The sequence below is a fragment of the Kitasatospora sp. NPDC058115 genome, assembly GCF_042884635.1.
Taxonomy (GTDB): Bacteria; Actinomycetota; Actinomycetes; order Streptomycetales; family Streptomycetaceae; genus Kitasatospora.
The window spans coordinates 58,712-79,847 of record NZ_JBHVTL010000033.1; the positions used below are offsets into that span (position 1 = coordinate 58,712).

Consider the following 21,136-nt stretch of genomic DNA (forward strand, 5'->3'; position numbering starts at 1 on the left):
CCGATCTGAAGGACGAGCCGTATGTGGAACGGACAGACCGTGGTCGACACCGACGGCCACATCATGGAACCGCTCTGGGACTGGGGACAGTACCTCGACCCCGCCTTCCGCGGTGAGCGGTTGCGTGTCCTGCGGGACGCCTCCGACGGCGACAAGCTGCTCATCGAGGGGCGCCCGTCGGCACTCATCCGGCGTCTCGGGGGGATTCCCGCGCCGACCGACGGGGAGATCCGAGACTGGAACACCCTGCCACGCCAGGGGGAGTTCGCCTCCTACCGCGAGTCGTGCACCTTCGCCTCCTGGGACGGCGCGGCGCGGCTGGCCTGGCTCGACGCGGCCGGGATCGATGCCACCCTGCTCTTCCCGTCGCTCGGGCTGATCTGGCCCAGGGAGACCGACCCCACGAGCCCGTGGGCGGTGGCGCACTTCGACGCCTACAACCGCTGGATCACCGAGATGGCCAGCGTCGACCGGACGCGGTTGCACCCGGTCGCACAGCTTCCGCTCACCGACGACGCCGCACAGCGGCTGCGACACCTCGCAGCCGCCGGGTTCGCACACGCGATGATCCCCGGCGGCTTCGGCGCGGACCTGTCGCGCGGCGAGGCGGTCTTCACGGCCGCGGAGGGGTGTGAGGTGACGCTCCACCTCCACAAGGTCGCCATCCCGCACTTCCTGCCCATCACCGCGAGCTCCACCAGTCTTCGCGCACGGGAGATGAACGCGCTCTACAACCACATCAATGAGACGCTTCCCGGGCAGCTCCACCTCGCCGCACTCATCAGCTCTGGAGTCCTGGACCGCTACCCGCGCCTGCGCTTCGCCTTCCACGAGTGCAACGCGGGCTGGCTCCCGGCCTGGCTCGACCGTGCGGACGACTCCTGGGAGACGCTCCGCGGGAACCACGTCCCCCAGTTGCCGGCTCTCCCGCCGCGCGAGTACCTGACAGACCGAGACAGCCTGTTCTTCTCGGTCGGTCTGGGCGAGGACCTCACCAGCATGCCCGACTGGCTGATGTCCCGTCTGACGCTGGCCACCGACTACCCGCACCCCGGAACGCCCAAGGATCCCGCCGCTGCCTGGGTCGAGGTCCTGCCGAGCCTGTCCGCAGCGGCTGCCTCCGGACTGCTCGGCGCCAACGCGGCCCGCATGTCCCCCAGCCTCGGGATCCGGAAGGAGAACAGCCGTGCCCTCGCGAAGTGACCGCGCCGCCCGGTTCAACCTCGCCCTCGCCGGCCTCGACAAGGTCTGCATCGAGGAGGTCTTCCGCCTCGGCGTGCTCCGTGACGGGATCCAGCTCACCACCACCGACATCAGACTCCCGATCCTCGGTCAGGTCATCCCCCGCATCGAGATCCAGATCAGCGGCCCGGGCTACCTCAGGAAGGTGACCGTTCGGGTCAACCAGGATTCGCCGTTCATCTTCGACGGCGGCCAGCTCAGCGCACTCATCAACAACCAGCCGTACGCGGTCGCGTGCTCCCAGTTCGTCGACGACGGCCGCGCGCCCACCGGGATGTACAACTTCGGTCTCCTGCGCGAGAACGCCATGCGCTCCTTCGTGTTCGACTACCACACATACTGCGTGCACTCGTGTGACTTCTGCTTCAAGGAGTCCGAGTGGGAGGTCCTCGCCGTCCAGGGCGGCGCTTCTGGCAGCTACAGCGCGAACTTCGAGACTTGCCTGGCGTACATCGACGATCACGCCGCGGACTTCCGCACCAAGTACGACATCGTCTGGCTGTGCACCGGCAGCATCGCCGGTGAGAAGCTCGAACTGGACCGCCACTGCCGCATCGCCGCTGCCCTGCGCCAGGCAGGCTTCGCCGAAGGCATCTACGTCTCACAGGTCATCCCGCCGGGCCTGCGCAAGGCACCCGAGCGCCGCCGCGCCTACCTCGAAGCCCTGCACGAGGCCGGCGTCAGCCGTTTCAACAGCGGGGTGGAGATCGTCGGCCGCGAATACCGGCAGCGGTACATCCACGGCTACAAGGTCACGCTCACCTTCCAGGACTACACCGACATCTTCGCGGAGGCCGTGGATGTCTTCGGCCGCCACGAGGTCGGCAGCTGCCTGCTCGCCGGCATCGAACCCGCTGAGGACACCCTGCGCGGCCTGGAGACGATCGCGGGCCTCGGCGTCGTCCCCTCCCCGACGGTGCTCACACCCTTCGTCGTCAAGCAGCAGGCGATTCCGTTCCACTACGACCTCGACGGCCTGATCGACGTCCACGTCGCCTTCAACCAGATCATCGAACGCTACCAACTCCCTGTCTTCTCAGGCGTCTTCAGCCTGGCCTGATCACGCATGGAGTAATCGCAGCGCCCGGGGGGACCTGATCCGCTATGGTGAGCAGGTCCCCCCGGGCGGCCGTTTACCGCCCGACGCCTTGGCGCGACCAACGCGCCCGCAACCAGGGAGTTGCCAACCATGACGCGCACCCTCGTCGCAGACCTCCGTACACACCTCGACGAGACGGTCACCGTCTACGGCTGGGTGAACACGCTCCGACTCCAGCGGCGCATCCAGTTCGTGCTGGTCAGGGACCACACCGGCCTTGTACAGGTGACCCACCTGCGCGGCGGAGAGAACGACCCCATCGAGGACGCGTTCGAGCATGTGACAGTCGAGTCCGCCGTGAAGATCACCGGCAAGGTCGTCGACAACGCGCAGGTCAAGCTCGCCGGCCTGGAGATCATCCCGGAGCGCGTCGAGATCGTCTCGCCCGCTGAGCCCAAGCTGCCCATCGACGAGAACACCGGGCTCGACCAGCGCCTGGACTGGCGCTTCCTCGACATCCGACGCCCGTCCCAGCACCTGGTCTTCGACGTCCAGACGACCGTCGAACAGGCCATGCGCGAGGTCGCTGCCGAGGAGGGCTTCACCGAGCTGCACACCCCCAAGCTCATGGGCACCGCCTCCGAGTCCGGCGCCGAGGTCTTCGAGGTCGGTTACTTCGACCGCACCGCCTACCTCGCCCAATCCCCGCAGTTCTACAAGCAGATGGCCATCGCCGGCGGAATCGACAAGGTCTTCGAGATCGGCCCCGTATTCCGCGCGGAACCGTCCTTCACTTCCCGGCACGCCACGGAGTTCACCGGCGTCGACGTCGAGATCGCCTGGATCGATCGCGTGGAGGATGTCATGGCTTTCGAGGAGCGGATGCTGCACCGCGTCCTCGCCGCCGTGGCGGAACGGCACGGCGAGGCGATCGCCGAACACTTCGGCGCTCAGGTCACCGTCCCGCAGTTGCCCTTTCCCCGCATCACCATGGCTGACGCCCTGGCCAAACTTCGCGCTACCGGATGGGACCTGGAAGGGCTCAAGGACGACCTCGACCCCGAGGGCGAACGAACGCTGTGCGCTCTGATCGCCGAAGAGACCGGCCACGAGTTCGTCTTCGTCACCCGCTTCCCCGCCTCGGTACGGCCCTTCTACCACCTGCGGCCCGAGGACGACCCGACTGTCACCGAGTCCTTCGACCTCCTGTGGAAGGGCGTGGAGATCACCACCGGCGCACAGCGCGAACACCGCTACGACCGCCTGGTCGAACAGGCTCGTGCGAAGGGCATGGACACCGGACCGCTCTCCGGCTACCTCAACTGCTTCCGCTACGGCACCCCGCCGCACGGCGGTCTCGGTCTCGGTCTCGGTCGGCTGCTGATGCTCATCCTCGGCCTGCCCTCGATCCGCGAGGTCACCTTCCTCTTCCGAGGCCCGCACCGCCTCGAACCTTAGGAACAGACTGCCGCCGGGCACCGCCGTGTGAGCGAGCCTGAGCAGTGACGGTCGACCCATCCGGCACCCGGCTGGCAGTCGGATCGGGCACGGGCGAGATCCATGTGAGGGACCTCCGCAGCGAGCAGTTCGCCGCCCGGAACCGGCATCAGCCGCCGGGCGTAGGAGGCTCCTGCGCCCGGCGGCTGATGCCTGGTCAGCGTCTCGGCCCGGATGTTCGGAGAGCTCGGCCCGGATGTTCGGAGAGGCGGCGATGTTGATGCCGCCGTGGCGTCGGTGGGCACGAAGGCGTCTGTTCGGCCAGTGCTAGGTGTACTGACCTGTGAGGTTGGGGACGCGGCTGGCGGGTGGCTTGCCTGCGAGTGCGGTGTGTCCGCGGTGGTGATTGGAGGTGTGGAGCCAGGCAGGGTAGGCGGACCTTGATGATCCGCCGCTCGGTGCGGGCCGGCAGTCTGCGCGGGCTGCGGTGCGGACGCGAGGGGCGGTCGGCCCAGCGCTTCGCGGTGGTCGGCGAGTCCTGGAAGCGCTCGGCGGCCCGCCGCAGCCGCCAACCGTCCTCGACCACGCAGCGGGCCGGACGCAGGCGTCCGGTCTCGGTCAGCGGTGCGTTACGGTGTGGCATGAGGGCCTCTCTGGGTGCCGGTGCAGATGTTGCAATCCACACCGAGCCAGAAGGCCCTCACTCATTTCAAGATCACCACTCCGTGAACCCCGTCACCGACCTCCATGGTCAGTACAACCGTCGCACCCGGGAGAGTGGCCGGCGACCAATATCGGATTCGACGCCTCACTGGCGGCCTTCTGGCACGGCGAGCCCGAATTGGTCCAGACAATACGAAAGCCGCAGGTCAGATGACCTGCGGCTTTCACAATGGAGCGGGCGACGAGAATCGAACTCGCGCTCTAAGCTTGGGAAGCTCATGTTCTACCATTAAACTACGCCCGCCTGATGAGCCGTCAGAGACCGCTCGATCTGCCCCTCACTGTACCCCATCCGTGACGGTGGATGCACAGGTGGGGCGGGGGTGTGGTGGAGGGGCGGGGGGTGGGGGCGGGGGCGTACTGTGTGGGCCGCGTGAGAGTGCTCCGGCGGGTGGGGGCGGGGCGGCGAGCCTTGGTGTGAGATGTCCGGTACATCCCCTAATGTGACGCTGGTCCCGGGGGCTCCGCCGTTCGGGGCGATGAGTACGGGTGAGTACTGGGGTAAGGATGGGAAGGGGATCGATGGAGCAGCGCGCCGTCGTTCGTTGTGCCGAGGGGCACCTGTTCAGCACCACCACGTTCCCGATGCAGAACCTCGGACCCGGCCGGCTGGGGCCCGGCCGGCTGATCAGGTGTCCGCAGTGCGGACGGCTGCGGAGTTCGGTGCTGGCCGATGTGCGGGAGCTGTCCGAGCCGCAACTGGCCCGGGCGCTGCGGCTGGAGGCCGCGGAGTTCCTCGCCTGACGGGGTCGGGCGGGGGCTGACGGGGGAGAGAAGTGGCAGGTGCGGCCCCGGACGATTCGTCCGGGGCCGCGTCGTGCACGTAACCTCGAAGCGTGCTGCTCTCTGACAAGGACATCCGGACCGAGATCGACAACGGCCGGGTGGTGATCGATCCGTTCGACCCCGCGATGATCCAGCCGTCGAGCATCGACGTGCGGCTGGACCGCTTCTTCCGGGTCTTCGAGAACCACCGCTACCCCCACATCGACCCCTCCGAGGAGCAGCCGGACCTGACCCGGCTGGTCGAGCCGGAGGGCGACGAGGCGTTCATCCTGCACCCGGGCGAGTTCGTGCTGGCGTCGACCTACGAGGTCATCACGCTGCCGGAGGACGTCGCCTCGCGGCTGGAGGGGAAGTCCAGCCTGGGCCGGCTCGGGCTGCTGACGCACTCCACGGCGGGCTTCATCGACCCGGGCTTCAGCGGGCACGTCACGCTGGAGCTGTCGAACGTCGCGACGCTGCCGATCAAGCTCTACCCGGGGATGAAGATCGGGCAGCTCTGCCTGTTCCGGCTCTCCTCGCCGTCGGAGCACCCGTACGGCTCGGAGCGGTACGGCTCGCGGTACCAGGGGCAGCGCGGTCCGACGCCGTCCCGGTCCTACCTGAACTTCCACCGCACCGAGGTCTGAGCGGCGCGCGGAGGACGAGGAGCACACGGCGCGGGCGGTCACCCCTGGGGAAGGGGTGACCGCCCGCCGGTGCGTCAGGCCCGCTCGGGCCGGGTGACGGCGACCAGCTCGCTGCCGTCCTCGGAGAGCCGAAGCTCGGTGCGGAGCCCGGCCAGCTCGCCCAGGTGGTGCAGGTGGGTGCCGCCGCAGAAGATCTGCGCCGCGCCCTCGGGCAGCTCGCAGTGCCACTGGCGGCGGGCGGTCAGCTCGGGGCCGGGGACGTCGATGCGCACCGGGGCGTCGGCGGCGACCCAGGCGGCCAGCCGGCGGTTGACGGCCTCGGTGAGCTCGGGGAGGGCGTCGGCGAGCGCCGGGAGGTCCTCGGTGGCCTCGGCGGTGAAGCCCTTCTTGCGCAGCGACTTGCCGAGCCGGTAGGTGTCGGTGCTCGCCTCGGTGTCCATCACCGAGCTCGCCATGGCGAGGCTGTCGAAGTCCGGGTGGCCGAAGGCGTCGGCGCGGCCCGGGTCCTTGCGCCAGCGCGGCGCGAGCGCCTCGTTGAGGGCGAGGGCGAGCAGGTGGCAGCCGCTGTGCGAGGCGCTGAGCGCGGCGCGGCGCCCGGCGTCGACGGTGAGGACGGCGGTCCGGCCGGTGAGGTCGCCCGGGTCGGCCGCGAGGACGTGCAGGACCAGCCAGGACCACTCCTCGTCGCCGCGCCGGACCGGGATGCCGGCGCCGACGAGCGGCGCGCCGCCGTCCGGGCCCACCGCGCCGGTGAGGCAGTCGACGACGGCCAGCTCGACGCCGTCCACGGTGAGGGTGCCGAGGTCGGCGGGCTGGTCGGGCCAGGTGTGGTCGAGCGGGTGGAACGGGGTCGCCCCGGTGACCACGGCGAAGCGGCCGTCGTCCAGCGGGTGCACCGCGAGCACCGTCGACTCGCCGGTCACCGCCCCGGCCGGGAAGCTGACGTGGGTGGTGGGGAGGGTCATGCCTGGCTCCGTGCGGGTGAGGGTGGTCGGACGTGGTCGGGAAAACGCGACGGGCCCCGCGAGGCGAGGCCCGTCGTCCATTGTCGCCGAGCGTCCCGGGACCGCCGGGAGGCCCCCCGGTCAGCCCAGGGTCGGCAGCTTGATCAGCACCAGCAGGGCCAGCAGCTGCAGCGCGGCCGCGCCGGCCGCCTTGCCCCACGGCAGGTCGTGCACCCGGCGGACCATGAGGGCCAGCAGGTAGCCGCAGAGCAGCCAGGTGGCCCAGCCGACGGCCTGGACGAGCAGGTTGTCGGCCGGCAGGACGAGCGCCAGCAGCAGCCGGGGCGCGTCGGTGACCCAGCCGATCAGCACGGCCAGGCCGACCGTGGACTGCCACGGGCCGTCGCCGCCGAACTGCCGGGCCAGGCCGTAGGTGACGGCGCCGAGCATGGCGCCGGCCAGGGTGAAGCCGATCGCGGCGGCGAGCATCGCGGTGAGCGCGACCGTGAAGGCCGAGTTGACCACGTCGTCGCGGGTCAGGCCGATGCCGAGCACGGCCAGGGCGCCGTACAGCAGGGAGACCGTGACGGCGGGGAGCCAGACCTGGTGGTCGCGGGTGCGGTCGAAGATCGCGGTGGGGGTGCGGAACAGTCCGGTCAGCAGCTCGCGCCAGGTCGGCCGGGGGCCGGTGACCTGCGGCGCGGACTGGCCGCCGGCCCGGTAGACGGCGACGTTGTCCTGGCCGTAGCCGTCCGCGTACGCGGAGGACGGCGGCTCCTGGCCGTGGCCGTGGCCGTAGGAGGATGGCTCGCCCGCGTACGGGTCGGCGCCGACCGGGAAGGCCCGGGTGTGGCCCGGGTGGTCGGCCGCGTACGGGTCCTGGTGCGGGGCGTGCGGGTCCTGGTGCGGGGCGTGCGGGCCCTGCGGGGCGTGCGGGCCCTGGGGACCCTGCTGGTACGGGGCCCGCGGGCCGTACGGGTCGTACCCGCCGTACGGGTCCTGGTGCGACCCCTGCTGCGGGCCGGTGAAGTACTCCGGCCCGTCCGTCGGCCCGTACCCCCCGGGCGCCGCCTGCTGCTGCGGGGGCGCCGACCACCCGCCACGGGGATCGGCGCCCTGACCGCTGTCGTATCGATTGCCAGCCACGTTCCGAAGGTACCCGCCCGGCGGGCAGCACGGCGGGCCGGCGACCGCTTTGCAGCGAGCCTGTGACGCCGGTGACGCGGATGACGCCGACGCGCAGGCCCTACAGGGGTATGAAGGCGAACCCTAACCCCGCACGCCGACCTTCGGCCCGTGCACCGCCGCCGCCGCGCTGGTGCCGGCCGGGCACCCGCCCGGCCCGGCCGAGGTGCGCACGGCGCCGACCGGCAGCAGCGTGCCGCAGGCGATCCGCACCCCGTTCGGCAGCTCGTTGTCGGACTCGACGATCGCCCCGTCGCCGATCACCGCGCCGTCCAGCGCGGTCCGGTCGCCGATGACCGCGAAGGCGCCCACGATCGAGTCCTTGACCAGGGTGTCCGGCCCGATGACGGCGCCGGGCAGGATCACGCTGCCCTCGACGATCGCGCCGGCCTCGACCACCGCGCCCTCGGAGACCACGGTGCCGCCGCTGAGCACCGCGCCGTGCCGCACGGTCGAGCCGGGCAGCGGCAGGGCGTCACCGGTCGGGCCGGGGACGGCCGGCGAGTCGACCTTGCCGAGCACCAGGTCGGCCGAGCCGCGCACGAAGGCGGCCGGGGTGCCGAGGTCGAGCCAGTACGAGGTGTCGACGACGCCGCGCAGCAGCGCGCCGGTGGCCAGCAGCTCCGGGAAGGTCTCGCGCTCGACGGAGACCTCGCGGCCGGCCGGGATGCGGTCGATCACCGAGCGGGTGAAGACGTAGCAGCCGGCGTTGATCTGGTCGGTGACGATCTGCTCCGGCGTCTCCGGCTTCTCCAGGAACTCCAGCACCCGCCCGTCGGCGTCGGTGGGGACGAGCCCGAAGGCGCGCGGGTCCTCGACCCGGGTGAGGTGCAGGGTGACGTCGGCCCCGGCGGCCACGTGGCCGTCGCGCAGGGCGGCGATGTCGACGCCGGAGAGGATGTCGCCGTTGAACACCAGGACCGGCTCGTCGGGGCCGCAGGTGAGCCCGGTGGCCGCGTTGCGGATGGCGCCGCCGGTGCCGAGCGGCTCGCGCTCGGTCAGGTAGACCAGCTCGATGCCGTAGGGCGTGCCGTCCTGGAAGTGGTCCTCGAAGACCTCGGCGAGGTAGGAGGTGGCGAGCACCACGCGGGTGACCCCGGCCGCCGCCGCGCGGGCCAGCTGGTGCGCGATGAACGGGACGCCTGCCACGGGCAGCATGGGCTTGGGGGTGTGGGTGGTCAGCGGACGCAGTCGCGTGCCCTTACCACCGACCAGCATGATCGCCTCGGTCATGGTCTGCGCTGTTCCCCTTGTGGTCTCTGCGGCCCGGCCCGGCGGGCCGATACCTCCGTCGGTCTGCTGTACGCCGTTCCGGGGGCCGGAACGGATCGACCGGCGCGCGGCCGGTCCGGCGCCTACTGTATTTCCTCCCGACGGCCGGACCCCCCGCCGCCCCGGCGCCCGACCTGCGCTCCACCGCCCGCGCGACGGCCCCGCGGAGCCGAAAAGCCCGGCCCGGGCGGGCGCCGGCGGCACCTCGCCCGGGCCGGGCGGTTGTAGCAGAACTGTCGAACTACCGGGCTCCCCCGGGGCGTCGGCGGCCGGTCGGTCAGGCGTCGACGGTCTGCGGCTCCTCGGCCCCGGCCGGCGGGACCGCCTTGACCGAGTCGAGCAGCAGCTGGGCGACGTCGACGACCTTCAGGTGCTCCTTCGCCGCGCCCTCGTTCTTCTTGCCGTTGACCGAGTCGGAGAGCATGACCAGGCAGAACGGGCAGGCGGTGGAGACGATGTCCGGGTCGAGGGACAGCGCCTCGTCGACGCGCTCGGTGTTGATCCGCTTGCCGATGCGCTCCTCCATCCACATCCGCGCGCCGCCGGCGCCGCAGCAGAAGCCGCGCTCCTTGTGGCGGTGCATCTCCTGCTGGCGCAGCCCCGGGACCTTGTCCATGATCTCGCGCGGCGGGCTGTAGACCTTGTTGTGGCGGCCCAGGTAGCAGGGGTCGTGGTAGGTGATGAGGCCCTCGACCGGGTTGACCGGCACGAGCTTGCCCTCGTCGATGAGGTGCTGCAGCAGCTGGGTGTGGTGGATGACCTCGAAGTGGCCGCCCAGCTGCGGGTACTCGTTGGCGATGGTGTTGAAGCAGTGCGGGCAGGTCGCCACGATCCGCTTGACCGGGGCGTCCTCCAGTGCCGCGTTCAGGGTCTCGACGTTCTGCGCGCCGAGCATCTGGAAGAGGAACTCGTTGCCCAGGCGGCGGGCGGAGTCACCGGTGCAGGACTCCTCCTTGCCGAGGATCGCGAACCGCACCCCGGCGGTGTGCAGCAGTTCGGCGAAGGCCTTGGTGGTCTTCTTCGCGCGGTCCTCCAGGGCGCCGGCGCAGCCCACCCAGTAGAGGTACTCGACCTCGGCGGGGTCGATGTCCTCGCCGATCACCGGCACCTCGATGCCGGTCTCCTTCTTGAGCTCCTTGACCCAGTCGAGGCGGGCCTTGGTGGCCATGCCCCAGGGGTTGCCCTTGTTCTCCAGGTTCTTGAGCATGGTGCCGGCCTCGGTGGGGAACGAGGACTCGATCATCACCTGGTAGCGGCGCATGTCGACGATGTGGTCGATGTGCTCGATGTCGACGGGGCACTGCTCGACGCAGGCGCCGCAGGTGGTGCAGGACCACAGCACGTCGGGGTCGATGACGCCGTTCTCCTCGGCGGTGCCGACCAGCGGGCGCCCGGCCTCGGCCAGGGCGGCCGCGGGGACGTCCCGCAGCTGCTCGGCGGTGGCCTTCTCGGTGCCCTCCATGTCCTTGCCGCCGCCGGCGAGCAGGTAGGGGGCCTTGCCGAAGGCGTGCTCGCGCAGGCTCATGATCAGCAGCTTCGGGGAGAGCGGCTTGCCGGTGTTCCAGGCCGGGCACTGGGACTGGCAGCGGCCGCACTCGGTGCAGGTGGAGAAGTCGAGGATGCCCTTCCAGGAGAAGTGCTCGACCTGGGAGACGCCGAAGACGGCGTCCTCGGCCGGGTCCTCGAAGTCGATCGGCTCACCGCCGCTGGTCATCGGGCGCAGTTCGCCGAGCGCGGTGGAGCCGTCCTCCTCGCGCTTGAAGTAGATGTTGAAGAAGCCCAGGAAGCGGTGCCAGGCGACGCCCATCGAGGGGTTGACGCCGATGGTGATCGCCCACGCGAAGGAGATGCAGATCTTCAGCATCGCGAAGAGGTAGACCAGGTTCTCCAGGGTGCCGTGGGACAGCCCGCGGAAGGCCGCCACCAGCGGGTAGGAGATCAGGTACGTGGCCTCGTAGGAGCCGACGCCCTCCAGCGCGCCCTCCAGGCCGCGCAGGATCATGATGCACAGGCCGATGCCGAGGATCGTGTACTCGACGTAGAAGGCCTGCCAGGCGATCGAGCCGGCGAAGCGGGACTTGCGGCCCGCCCGGCCGGGCAGGCTCAGCAGGCGGATCACGATCAGCGTCGCGATGCCCAGCGTGGTGAGGGTGCCGACCAGTTCGGTGAACAGCTCGTACGGCAGCCAGCCGCCGAGCACCGGCAGCACGAACTCGGCGTCGAACAGCTGGAAGAAGGCGGTCAGCAGGGTCAGGCCCAGGGTGAAGAAGCCGACCGCGACGAACCAGTGGGCGATGCCGACGATCCCCCAGCGGTTCATCCGGGTGTGGCCGACGAACTCCACGGCCACGGTCTTCGCCCGCCGCGCGGGCTGCCCGAAGCGGGTGGCGTCCGGCTGGCCGGTCCGCACCACCCGGTAGATGTACAGCGCCGCACGAGCGGCGAGCGCGGTGCCGACCACGAATGTGACCAGCGAGATGACGATCGCTGCTAGCTGCATCGGCTCTCCGTCTCCTGCGGCTTGCGTGTTACGGGTGTGCAGTTTCTCCAAGGGGAGTGTACTCGTCGGTAACTTCCAGGGCCGACGGCCCGGACATTACCGTTCGCCAACACTTCTCCTGAAGATGCTCAAGGTATGGCGGCAGTCACGCGCGTGCACGTCCGGCACGGCCCGGCCACCGCCGCTCCGGAGAACGGCTCAGCAAAGTTGAGCGACTCCGACTCATCCCTGTTGACGCCCTCCGCATCCTCGGGCATCCTTGAGCCCGTAAAGCTCAACTCTTCCCTGGAGGTATCTACGATGGCACGCGCGGTCGGCATCGACCTCGGCACGACGAACTCGGTCGTCAGCGTTCTGGAGGGTGGCGAGCCCACCGTCATCACGAACGCCGAGGGCGCGCGGACCACGCCGTCCGTCGTCGCCTTCGCGAAGAACGGCGAGGTGCTCGTCGGCGAGGTGGCCAAGCGCCAGGCGGTCACCAACGTCGACCGCACCATCCGCTCGGTCAAGCGCCACATGGGCACCAGCTGGAAGATCGGGCTGGACGGCAAGGACTTCAACCCCCAGCAGATCAGCGCCTTCGTGCTGCAGAAGCTGAAGCGCGACGCCGAGGCCTACCTGGGCGAGCAGGTCACCGACGCCGTCATCACCGTCCCGGCGTACTTCTCCGACTCCGAGCGCCAGGCCACCAAGGAGGCCGGTGAGATCGCGGGCCTCAACGTCCTGCGCATCGTCAACGAGCCGACCGCGGCCGCCCTGGCCTACGGCCTGGACAAGGACGACCAGACCATCCTGGTCTTCGACCTCGGCGGCGGCACCTTCGACGTCTCCCTGCTGGAGATCGGCGACGGGGTCGTCGAGGTGAAGGCCACCAACGGTGACAACCACCTCGGCGGCGACGACTGGGACCAGAAGATCGTCGACCACCTGGTCAAGGTCTTCCAGGCCGGCCACGGCGTCGACCTGTCCAAGGACAAGATGGCCCTGCAGCGTCTGCGCGAGGCCGCCGAGAAGGCCAAGATCGAGCTGTCCTCGTCCTCCGAGACCTCGATCAATCTGCCCTACATCACGGCCTCCGCCGAGGGCCCGCTGCACCTGGACGAGAAGCTCACCCGCGCCCAGTTCCAGCAGCTCACCTCGGACCTGCTGGAGCGCTGCAAGATCCCGTTCCACAACGTGATCAAGGACGCCGGCATCGCGCTGTCCGAGATCGACCACGTGGTCCTCGTCGGCGGCTCCACCCGCATGCCGGCCGTCGCCGAGCTCGTCCGCGAGCTGACCGGCGGCAAGGACGCCAACAAGGGCGTCAACCCGGACGAGGTCGTCGCCATCGGCGCCGCGCTCCAGGCCGGTGTCCTCAAGGGCGAGGTCAAGGACGTCCTGCTGCTCGACGTCACCCCGCTGTCCCTCGGCATCGAGACCAAGGGCGGCATCATGACCAAGCTGATCGAGCGCAACACCACGATCCCGACCAAGCGCTCGGAGATCTTCACCACGGCCGAGGACAACCAGCCGTCCGTGCAGATCCAGGTCTACCAGGGCGAGCGCGAGATCGCCGCCTACAACAAGAAGCTCGGCATGTTCGAGCTGACCGGCCTGCCGCCGGCCCCCCGCGGCCTGCCCCAGATCGAGGTCACCTTCGACATCGACGCCAACGGCATCATGCACGTCGGCGCCAAGGACCTCGGCACCGGCAAGGAGCAGAAGATGACCGTCACCGGCGGCTCCGCGCTGCCGAAGGACGACATCGAGCGCATGATGCGCGAGGCCGAGCAGTACGCGGAGGAGGACCACAAGCGCCGCGAGGCCGTGGAGACCCGCAACCAGGCCGAGCAGCTCGTCTACTCCACCGAGAAGTTCATCGCCGACAACGCCGACAAGCTGCCGGCCGATGTCAAGACCGAGGTCGAGACCGCCATCGGCGAGCTGAAGGAAGCCCTGAAGGGCGAGGACATCGCGAAGATCCGCGAGGCCTCGGAGAAGGTCTCCACCACCGCCCAGAAGCTCGGCCAGGCGCTGTACGCCAACGCCGACGCCGCCGGTGCGGCCGGTGCGGGCGCGGCCGGTGACGCCGGCGAGGCCGGTGCCAAGGACGACGACGTCGTCGACGCCGAGATCGTGGACGACGAGAAGCCCAAGGGCGGTGCGGCATGACGGAGAAGCCGCAGGGTGCCGAGCCCGGCGACGACTCCGCCGCCGAGGAGGCCGTGATCAAGGCGGCCGAGGAGGCCGCCGCGGCCGGGGCCGAGGGCTCCGGCGCGGAGGAGGTCGCCGCGGCCAAGCGCGAGGCGGCCGAGCGCACCGCCGACCTCCAGCGCCTGCAGGCCGAGTACCAGAACTACCGCAAGCGGGTCGAGCGCGACCGGCTGACGGTCCGCGAGATCGCCGTCTCCAACATCCTGGAGTCGCTGATCCCGGTGCTGGACGACATCGGCCGCGCCCGCGACCACGGCGAGGTGACGGGCGGCTTCAAGTCCGTCGCGGAGTCGCTGGAGACGGTCGTCGCCAAGCTGGGCCTGCAGCAGTTCGGCAAGGAGGGCGAGCCCTTCGACCCGACCATGCACGAGGCGCTGATGCACAGCTACTCCTCGGACGTCACCGAGGACACCTGCGTCCAGATCCTCCAGCCCGGCTACCGGATCGGCGAGCGGATCATCCGCCCGGCGATGGTCGCGGTCGCGGAGCCCCAGCCGGGCACCCAGACCACGTCCGGTCCGGACGCCGACACCGCCAAGGGCGGGGAGAAGAAGGACCAGGCCGACGGTGGCTCGGACAGCTGACCACCGGTGACGGCTGACAACCCTTGCGCTGCGGAGTCGTACGCCGGCCAGTACGGCGGCCGGCTCCGCAGCGCGCTGTCGGCGTGTCCGGGCACGCAGGAGCGTGCCCGGACCGTTGACAGCACTGTGACGATGGACCTCGGGAGGTGGCGCCGGCCATGAGCGGCAAGGACTACGTGGAGAAGGACTACTACAAGGTCCTCGGCGTGCCCAAGGACGCCAGCGCCACGGAGATCAAGAAGACCTACCGCAAGCTGGCGCGCGAGTTCCACCCCGACGCCAACAAGGGCGACACCAAGGCCGAGGAGCGGTTCAAGGACATCTCCGAGGCGTACGACGTCCTCTCCGACGAGAAGCGCCGCAAGGAGTACGACGAGGCCCGCAGCCTCTTCGCCAACGGCGGCTTCCGGCCGGGCGGACCCGGCGGCACCGGCAGCTACAGCTTCGACTTCGGCGACCTCTTCAGCGGCAGCCAGGGCGGCGGCGGCGCCGGCGGCGGGCTGGGCGACGTCTTCGGCGGCCTGTTCAACCGCGGCGGCCGGCAGGCCCAGCCGCGGCGCGGCGCCGACGTCGAGACCGAGGTGACGCTCTCCTTCGAGGAGGCCGTCGACGGTGCCACCGTCCCGCTGCGGATGACCAGCCAGGCCCCCTGCCGGCTCTGCAACGGCACCGGCGCCAAGTCCGGCACCACCCCGCGGGTCTGTCCGACCTGCGTGGGCTCCGGCACGGTCAGCCGCGGTCAGGGCGCCTTCGCGCTCTCCGAGCCCTGCCGGGACTGCCGGGGCCGCGGCATGATCGTCGACGACCCCTGCCCCGACTGCCACGGCAGCGGCCGCGCCAGCTCCGCCCGCACCATGCAGGTCCGGATCCCGGCCGGCGTCCAGGACGCCCAGCGGATCCGCCTCAAGGGCAAGGGTGCCCAGGGCGAGCGCGGCGGCCAGCCCGGCGACCTGTACGTCACCGTCCACGTCGACCCGCACGCCGTGTTCGGGCGCAAGGGCGACAACCTGACGGTGACCGTCCCGGTGACCTTCCCCGAGGCGGCCCTCGGCGGCACCATCGAGGTGCCGACCCTGAACGGCCCGTCGGTGAAGCTCAAGCTGCCCCCGGGCAGCGCCAACGGCCTGACCCTGCGGGCCCGCGGCAAGGGCGCCACCCGCAAGGACGGCACCCGCGGCGACCTGCTGGTCACCATGGAGGTCGTGGTGCCCCAGGCCGTCACCGGCGACGCCCTGACCGCTCTGGAGCAGTACCGCGAGGCGACCGCCTCCGACGACCCGCGAGCCGCCCTCTTCCGAGCGGCGAAGGGAGCGTGACGACCAGATGACCCCCGACGACCCCATCGGCCCCGGCCTCGGCGACGGTCTTCCCGGTGGCGGCGGCGCCCGCCGCACCACCCGCCGGACCGCCCCGCAGCCCCAGTACGTGCTCACCGAGGAGACCCCGGTCTACGTGATCTCGGTGGCCGCCGAGCTCTCCGGCCTGCACCCGCAGACCCTCCGCCAGTACGACCGGCTCGGCCTGGTCAGCCCCGACCGCACCGCCGGACGCGGCCGCCGCTACTCCGCGCGCGACATCCAGCAGCTGCGCGAGGTCCAGCGGCTCTCCCAGGACGAGGGCATCAACCTGGCCGGCATCAAGCGGATCATCGAGCTGGAGAACCAGGTCGCCGCCCTGCAGTCCCGGATCGCCGAACTGGCCGACTCCCTGGAGGGCGCGGCCACCGCGCTCCAGCAGCGCGAGGCCACCATCCACGCCTCCTACCGGCGCGACCTCGTCCCCTACCAGCCCCCGACCCCGCACTCCAGCGCGCTCGTCGTCTGGCGCCCCAAGCGCTGACCGCCGTCGCGCGCTCGCGCACCACCGCCGGTACCCGCCGTACAGCGGGTACCGGCAGTATCGTTCCAGTGCGAAGGTTCAGGAAGCGGGGAACCGGCTCGAACACCACGCAGCAGTCGGCACGGGGGCACGCGGCGCCTAGGATGCCCAGGGCGGACCAGGTCCGCGCAGTCCACCCGGTCCAGCCAACGGCGAGGAGCCGCAGATGAGTGCCGGACACAGGTCTGGAGCCACCCACGAGGGTGTGCTGTCTCCGGAGGCCCGCAGCCTGTACCAGAAGGCCCTGCGGCACGACGGGCCGCTGACGGACGACCAGGGCTGTCCGCTGTCGCCCGAATCCGACCACGAACCGCTCCAGGAGTTGCTGCGGCTCGGTCTCCTCAATCCGGAAGTGGGCCCGCCGGGAACCTTCGCGGTGAAAGACCCCCGGCAGCTCGCCGAATCGGCCTCGAACAATCTCCAGATGGAGGCCGCCGATCTGCTCCGCCGGTCGATTTCGCTGCACGCGACGCTGCAGGAACTCGGCCTCGAATACCAGGCGCACACCACCGGACCGGAACCCGGCGGATCAATTGAGTACGTCCAGGGCCGCGGCACCATAAACCAGCTCCTGGAAACGCTGCTGGAGAACGCCTCGCGCGAGATGCTGACCGCGCAGCCCGGCGGCGGGCGGGCGGCCGACGCATTGCGGATCGCCATCGACCGGGACATGAGATTCGTGCAGCGCGGCGGCACCATCCGGACCATTTACCAACCGGGTGCGCGCTATTCCAATCCGACGGTCGACTACGTACGGGAGATCACCCAGGCCGGCTGCCAGGTGAGGACCCTCGACGAGGCGTTCGCCAAGCTCATCGTGCTCGACCGCAAGGTGGCCGTGGTCACCGTCGGGGGCGAGGAGAATCGCGACCGCGCGGCCTTCATCCGGGACGAGGCGGTGATCAGCTACATCGTGCACGTGTTCAGCAGCCAGTGGGAGCGGGCCATTCCCTTCTCCGGCTCGCACGAGATCCCCCGCCAGGTGGTTTCGAGCATGCGTCAGCAAATCATCCGGATGATGCTCCAGGGGGCCGGCCACAGAACGATCGCGCGCCGGCTCGGACTGAGCGAGCGCACGCTGGCCCGGCACATCGCCGAACTCCGCGAGGAACACGAGGTCGAGACGCTCTTCCAGCTCGGCTGGAAACTCGCCCGGCAACAAGAAGGACCGATGCTGCCCGATGCATCGGTCCTTCCCCTTGACTGGCAAAAGTCCTACCAGTGACTGTCCATGTCGAGCATGGCAACCTGCTGGCGGTCGGCCCCCCAATGGGAGTCATCAGCGGTGGCCGAGCCCACTCCAATGAGCATTGCGATGCCCAGGAGGAATGCAGAGACAGCAATACGGCGCGCCTTCAGCACAACATCACTCCTTTCACGACAACTTACTGCGAGCATCGACTCATCGGGCGACGGTCGCACTAATGCGACCATATGATGACCCATGGAGGGCCGACATGTCACGCCCCAGTACACCCGCAGAGCGTTGCGAGGGCTGGCAGGAGCACGTCGACGACGTCTACTCTCACCCCGAACAAGCTCGCCTGATGTGAGCACAACCAACGTACGCGCCGGTCAGGCCCGGCGGTGTGTCATCTGACTGCCTGGCAGTCAGATGCCAGCACGACTCTGTGGACGCCAAGACCCGTCTCATTGGACGATCAACCCGCCCGTCGCAATAACAAACGTTGATTGTTCAGGCAGGACGGAACAGCACCTCCGAGCAGCGGTGCCATGTCTGCTCGCCTGACCACCACTTCCCCGGAGTCGTCATGAGCGAGCCCTATCTGCGCGACCTCCCCGCACAGGCCCATGAGGGCCGGCGCGCACGCGTGTTCCTGGCCGCGCCGCTGATGCGGTTGACCGGGCCGGCGGACAGTGTGGTGACCCTCGCCAGCCGGACGCGGCTGACGACGCTTCGCACCACCCTCCTCCGCAGCGGCGCCGCCGTGTACAGCGCCCACCACAGTGACGCCTGGACCGTCGCCGGGCGCGCCCCCGAGCCCCGGGTGCCGTCGGACTTCCGCGCGCTGCAGTCCGCGGACCTCGTCTTCGCCTACGTCGGCGCGCCGCTGTCGGCCGGCGTCAGCCTGGAGCTGGGCTGGGCGTCGGCGCTGCGCAAGCCGATCGTCCTGCTCGTCGACGAGGCCATCACCCACAACCCGCTGATCGCCACCATCGAGCAGGTCGCCCCCGTCCTGCCGCTGGTCTTCGACGACACCTGGTCCCAGGAGGCCCTCCACCACACCGTGGAGACCGCCCTCGACTGGGCCGGCATGGCGCTCTCGCTGCGCGAGGGCTTCTGGACCGCCCCCGGCGAGCAGTTCACCGTCCCCCGGCAGCAGCCCCCCGCCGTCGGCCCGGCCGGCTACTGGCCCACCGGCGCGGCCACCGGCTGACCGCCGCTCAGTCATCGCGGCAGCCCCGCATCCGCCATCCGAGCTGGAACAGCGTCCGGGCGCCGTGGCGCTCGCGCAGGCGGGAGATGTGGGCGGCCACGGAGCGTTCGCTCAGGCCGATCCGGGCGGCGATGGCCCGCTGGGTGAAGCCGCGGGAGAGGAGGCGCCCGATCCGGACGGCCACCGGGTGCGGAACGGCGGCCGACCAGTCGGTGACGGTGGCGCGGCACCAGTCGCGCTCGAAGGTGGCGACCAGCGCGTCCACCGTGGCCCGGTCGGTGATGAACGCGGCGGCGCTGTGGTCGGCCCGCGCGGAGACCACCGCCGTGGTCCGGTCGACGATGATCATCCGGTCGAAGGGCTCGTCCAGCAGGCGGATCTGCGAGCCGTGCGGGACGACCGCGTTCGCGTACTCGATCACCTCGGGCTGACGGCGCACCACGGGCTGGTAGATGGTCCGGATCCGCCGCCCGGTCATCAGCAGCGGGACGTCCTGGGTGACCGACAGTTCGAGGGTGGCCCGCCGGCGGGTCCCCGGCTGGGCCGTCAGCAGCTCCTCCCGGCACTCCGCGACCAGCAGGGCGAGCCGGTGCCGGATGGCCTCCGGGCCCTCGACGCAGGGCGACAGCGGGGCCGGCTGGCGGGTGGCGTCGAAGGTGGCGCTCAGCGGCGCCAGGGTGCCGGGCAGCTGCTCGGCGCGCACCAGCAGCCTGGTCGCCTCGGTGCGCAGCTCGGCGGCCCGGCGGTCCCCGGCCGTGCGCGGGCTGACGGCGGTGTACCCGCCCGCGGTGCGTTCGAGCAGACCGCGGGCGACCAGACCGGCCAGCGCGACCGGGTCGGCGGCGGACGACGCGGTGAGCCGGCCGCCGTTGGCCAGCGCGGTCAGGTAGAGGCCGTGCTCCGCGGCGGTGGGCTCATCCGTCATCACGGCCGCCGCGCATCAGCCAGCCGAGCTGGAAGAGGGTCTGGGCGCCGTAGCGGTCGCGCAGCCGGGAGATGTGGGCGGCCACCGTGCGCTCGCTCAGGCCGAGGCGGGTGGCGACGGCGCGCTGGGTCAGGCCGCGGGCGAGCAGCCGGCCGACCCGGTCGGGCGCGTTGTGGGCGGGCCCCTGGCTGAGCACGGCGGACCAGTCGGTGGCGTCGGCCCGGGACCAGTCGCGCTCGAAGGCGTTGACGATGAAGGCGATCGCGGCCGGGTCGCTGATGAAGGCGGCGGTGCTGTGGTCGTCGCTGGCGGAGATCACCGCGACCGAGCGGTCGAAGATCATCAGCCGCTGGAACGGCTCGTCCAGGATCCGGATCAGCGAGCCGCGCCGGGTGACCTCCTCGGCGTAGGCGAGGGCGGCCGGTTCGGAGATCGCGACGGGCTGGTAGAGGGTGCGCAGCGAGCAGCCGCGCTGGAGGAGCTTGACGTCCTGCTGGATGGCGATCTTGAGCGCGTCGGGCGGGCGGTGGCCGGGCTGGGCGGTGAGGACCTCGGTGCGGCAGTCGGAGACCAGCTGGGAGATCCGGTGCCGGATGTGGATGTGGCCCTCGATGTAGACGGCGCCGCCGGAGCGCTCGGGCGGGCGGGGCATCGCGTCGTAGGCGCGGGTGAGGGCGTCCAGGGCGCCGGGCAGGTTCTCGGCGCGCACCAGCAGGCGGGTGGCCTCGCTGCGCAGTTCCGCGCCGAGGCGGTCGCTGACCGAACGGGGGCTGACGGCGGTGTAGCAGGCGTCCATCGGATTGGTCATCAGCAGGCCGATGGAGACCAGCTGGCGGACGGCGTCCTGGTCCGGGTCGGGGACGTCGGCGATCCGGATCCGGCCGCCGTCGGCGAGGATCGCGAGGTAGAGCCGGCGGGCGGCTTCGTCGGGGTCGCCGGCGGACGCGGCGGCGCCCGGCCCGGAGCGGCCCGGCCCGGAGCCGTCCGGGCCGTCCGCCGGGTCCGCCGTCGCCTCGAACGTCACGTCGAACGCTCCCTGCCGGATGCTCTGGGGTGTCGGTGCTCCGCGCGCCGCGCGGTCGCCGGTGATGATCAAGGTACTGGGAGCCGGCGGTCCCCCGGGCCCCGGGTGCCGTCGCACGCGGGCCCGGGGGCCGCCGGTGTACGCCGCGGTCCAGCGCTTCCGGCGAGGCGGAGCAGCAACGCCTCGCCGACTCCGGTCCCGGGGGCCATCACCACACATGGCGTCCCGGCCGGCGCTCTCCCCCCCGATATGCAGGCACGTGCGGACGTACCGGTCGCATCCAGTATGAAGAGCAAGTCGCCGTCCTCGGGCTGCGGTTGCCCGGACGACCTGGCGTGGCTCCACCCTCACAGGCGTGACGGCCGGTGAACAAGTG

The 21,136-nt window shown here is 70.8% G+C and carries 16 protein-coding genes, 1 tRNA gene and 3 pseudogenes; 11 read left to right on the top strand and 9 right to left on the bottom strand.

From position 1 onward, the window contains the following. Nucleotides 1-21 precede the first annotated feature (21 nt). The 3 genes from ACFVVL_RS29935 to aspS all read left to right on the top strand — a co-directional run bounded on the left by ACFVVL_RS29935 (nucleotide 22) and on the right by aspS (nucleotide 3,739). Nucleotides 22-1,203, top strand: a complete 1,182-nt coding sequence (locus ACFVVL_RS29935; RefSeq protein ID WP_387680710.1) for an amidohydrolase family protein — start codon at nucleotides 22-24, stop codon at nucleotides 1,201-1,203. Continuing rightward, nucleotides 1,187-2,302: a hypothetical protein gene (locus ACFVVL_RS29940; RefSeq protein WP_387680713.1), complete on the top strand. Its 1,116-nt coding sequence runs from the start codon at nucleotides 1,187-1,189 to the stop codon at nucleotides 2,300-2,302. The genes ACFVVL_RS29935 and ACFVVL_RS29940 overlap by 17 nt, the downstream gene beginning before the upstream one ends. A 129-nt stretch (nucleotides 2,303-2,431) precedes the next feature. Next, nucleotides 2,432-3,739, top strand: coding sequence for an aspartate--tRNA(Asn) ligase (aspS, locus tag ACFVVL_RS29945; RefSeq protein ID WP_387680716.1), 1,308 nt, complete (start codon nucleotides 2,432-2,434; stop codon nucleotides 3,737-3,739). Nucleotides 3,740-4,045: 306 nt separating this feature from the next. On the opposite strand, the pseudogene ACFVVL_RS29950 reads toward aspS, so the two are convergent. From ACFVVL_RS29950 to ACFVVL_RS29960, 3 genes and pseudogenes are all read right to left on the bottom strand, one after another. After that, nucleotides 4,046-4,159: pseudogene (locus ACFVVL_RS29950) on the bottom strand (IS481 family transposase); the annotation flags it as partial. Beyond that, a pseudogene (locus ACFVVL_RS29955) lies at nucleotides 4,149-4,361 on the bottom strand (IS481 family transposase); the annotation flags it as partial. The pseudogenes ACFVVL_RS29955 and ACFVVL_RS29950, both read right to left, overlap by 11 nt. A gap of 250 nt (nucleotides 4,362-4,611) precedes the next feature. Further along, nucleotides 4,612-4,685 (bottom strand) — tRNA-Gly (locus ACFVVL_RS29960). 263 nt (nucleotides 4,686-4,948) lie between these two features. On the opposite strand from ACFVVL_RS29960, the gene ACFVVL_RS29965 reads away from it, so the two are divergent. Together ACFVVL_RS29965 and dcd are read left to right on the top strand one after the other, a co-directional pair. Further along, the gene (locus tag ACFVVL_RS29965) at nucleotides 4,949-5,185 is read left to right on the top strand and encodes a hypothetical protein (protein ID WP_045938839.1); all 237 of its coding nucleotides are present in this window, start codon (nucleotides 4,949-4,951) and stop codon (nucleotides 5,183-5,185) included. A 92-nt stretch (nucleotides 5,186-5,277) separates the two neighbouring features. Further along, the gene (gene dcd / locus ACFVVL_RS29970) at nucleotides 5,278-5,853 is read left to right on the top strand and encodes a dCTP deaminase (protein WP_380289985.1); all 576 of its coding nucleotides are present in this window, start codon (nucleotides 5,278-5,280) and stop codon (nucleotides 5,851-5,853) included. Nucleotides 5,854-5,927: 74 nt separating this feature from the next. Here dcd and ACFVVL_RS29975 read toward each other — a convergent pair whose 3' ends face one another. The 4 genes and pseudogenes from ACFVVL_RS29975 to ACFVVL_RS29990 all read right to left on the bottom strand — a co-directional run bounded on the left by ACFVVL_RS29975 (nucleotide 5,928) and on the right by ACFVVL_RS29990 (nucleotide 11,754). After that, nucleotides 5,928-6,818: a metal-dependent hydrolase gene (locus tag ACFVVL_RS29975; protein ID WP_387680721.1), complete on the bottom strand. Its 891-nt coding sequence runs from the start codon at nucleotides 6,816-6,818 to the stop codon at nucleotides 5,928-5,930. Between the two features lie 120 nt (nucleotides 6,819-6,938). Further along, nucleotides 6,939-7,943, bottom strand: a complete 1,005-nt coding sequence (locus ACFVVL_RS29980) for a YIP1 family protein (protein WP_387680723.1) — start codon at nucleotides 7,941-7,943, stop codon at nucleotides 6,939-6,941. A gap of 198 nt (nucleotides 7,944-8,141) precedes the next feature. Further along, nucleotides 8,142-9,215, bottom strand: a pseudogene (locus ACFVVL_RS29985) (sugar phosphate nucleotidyltransferase); the annotation flags it as partial. A 316-nt stretch (nucleotides 9,216-9,531) separates the two neighbouring features. Then, entirely contained in the window at nucleotides 9,532-11,754 is a 2,223-nt protein-coding gene (locus ACFVVL_RS29990; protein ID WP_387680726.1) for a (Fe-S)-binding protein, read from the bottom strand. 300 nt (nucleotides 11,755-12,054) lie between these two features. On the opposite strand from ACFVVL_RS29990, the gene dnaK reads away from it, so the two are divergent. From dnaK to ACFVVL_RS30020, 6 genes are all read left to right on the top strand, one after another. Continuing rightward, complete coding sequence (dnaK, locus tag ACFVVL_RS29995) at nucleotides 12,055-13,908, top strand: molecular chaperone DnaK (RefSeq protein ID WP_387680729.1); 1,854 nt, start codon at nucleotides 12,055-12,057, stop codon at nucleotides 13,906-13,908. Beyond that, nucleotides 13,905-14,534 carry a nucleotide exchange factor GrpE gene (gene grpE, locus ACFVVL_RS30000; protein WP_380289995.1) on the top strand — a complete coding sequence of 210 codons (630 nt, stop codon included), beginning with the start codon at nucleotides 13,905-13,907 and terminating at the stop codon, nucleotides 14,532-14,534. Before dnaK ends, grpE begins: the two co-directional genes overlap by 4 nt. Nucleotides 14,535-14,692: 158 nt before the next feature. After that, entirely contained in the window at nucleotides 14,693-15,850 is a 1,158-nt protein-coding gene (dnaJ, locus tag ACFVVL_RS30005; RefSeq protein WP_380289997.1) for a molecular chaperone DnaJ, read from the top strand. Between the two features lie 7 nt (nucleotides 15,851-15,857). Beyond that, on the top strand, nucleotides 15,858-16,373 hold the full coding sequence (locus ACFVVL_RS30010; protein WP_380289999.1) for a heat shock protein transcriptional repressor HspR: 516 nt from the start codon (nucleotides 15,858-15,860) through the stop codon (nucleotides 16,371-16,373). A gap of 205 nt (nucleotides 16,374-16,578) precedes the next feature. Further along, nucleotides 16,579-17,637 carry a helix-turn-helix domain-containing protein gene (locus ACFVVL_RS30015; RefSeq protein ID WP_380290001.1) on the top strand — a complete coding sequence of 353 codons (1,059 nt, stop codon included), beginning with the start codon at nucleotides 16,579-16,581 and terminating at the stop codon, nucleotides 17,635-17,637. A 547-nt stretch (nucleotides 17,638-18,184) separates the two neighbouring features. After that, the gene (locus tag ACFVVL_RS30020) at nucleotides 18,185-18,811 is read left to right on the top strand and encodes a hypothetical protein (protein ID WP_380290005.1); all 627 of its coding nucleotides are present in this window, start codon (nucleotides 18,185-18,187) and stop codon (nucleotides 18,809-18,811) included. A gap of 7 nt (nucleotides 18,812-18,818) precedes the next feature. On the opposite strand, the gene ACFVVL_RS30025 is transcribed toward ACFVVL_RS30020, so the two are convergent. Both ACFVVL_RS30025 and ACFVVL_RS30030 read right to left on the bottom strand, forming a co-directional pair. Then, nucleotides 18,819-19,736, bottom strand: a complete 918-nt coding sequence (locus ACFVVL_RS30025) for a LuxR family transcriptional regulator (RefSeq protein WP_380290007.1) — start codon at nucleotides 19,734-19,736, stop codon at nucleotides 18,819-18,821. After that, complete coding sequence (locus ACFVVL_RS30030; RefSeq protein WP_380290009.1) at nucleotides 19,726-20,760, bottom strand: LuxR C-terminal-related transcriptional regulator; 1,035 nt, start codon at nucleotides 20,758-20,760, stop codon at nucleotides 19,726-19,728. The genes ACFVVL_RS30025 and ACFVVL_RS30030 overlap by 11 nt, the downstream gene beginning before the upstream one ends. Between the last annotated feature and the right edge of the window lie 376 nt (nucleotides 20,761-21,136).